Consider the following 630-nt stretch of genomic DNA (forward strand, 5'->3'; position numbering starts at 1 on the left):
GCCAGATCTCATATCGGTGTAGCCCGTCGCCAACCACACACGCACGCCTTCTGTCGGGATCATCGCAGCATTTCCAGACCCTGCAAGATCCGCATCAGGACACTTACGTCGACAGTGCGGTCAACGATCACACGCCGACCGTTTGCACCGACGATTTCTATCCGGCCACCGGCAGACACCGCTTGGCTGGCAGCCGCCACTTCGGAGTGGGATCGCACCGGAGCCGGCTCTTCCGTCTCTACATCGTGCACGCTGTGACCGACCACACCCATGTCAATGAAGGCGATTGGTGGGGGCTCGGATCGGCCACCCAATCTCCGTTCCTGGGCTTGCTTGATCCAGATGTGCAAGTGGTTCGAGTTCATGTCGTGACGCCGCGCGACAACCGCCACCGGATCACCGGACTCCTGCACCTCACCCAGGATCGCCAGCTTCTGCTCGACCGTCCAGGAGCGGCGCGTCCGCTGTCGGCCGGCATCCGTCGGCAGCGATAGAGCCGCGGGCGTGCTCGCTTCCACCCTCGACGGCTGCTCCATAGCCAGATACTTCATTGCTAAGCGTCCACTTAATTTAAGCGGACACTAACGCCACAAGGTACGCGTCAGTAGGCGGCCTTCAGCGTATGCGTAC

General features: G+C 61.4%; 1 protein-coding gene. It reads right to left on the reverse strand.

All coding sequences use genetic code 11. The features are described 5' to 3' along the window. Nucleotides 1–59 precede the first annotated feature (59 nt). A complete protein-coding gene (gene tnpA / locus ACWGS9_RS35155) occupies nucleotides 60–551 on the reverse strand; it encodes an IS66-like element accessory protein TnpA (protein ID WP_454509474.1) in 492 nt (163 codons plus the stop codon). Nucleotides 552–630: the final 79 nt, after the last annotated feature.

The organism is Mesorhizobium sp. Arg314 (assembly GCF_053714275.1).

What these genes read in the sequence shown, in the direction of transcription:
- tnpA (WP_454509474.1), bottom strand. Translation starts at nt 551, where the DNA reads ATGAAGTATCTGGCTATGGAGCAGCCGTCGAGGGTGGAAGCGAGCACG.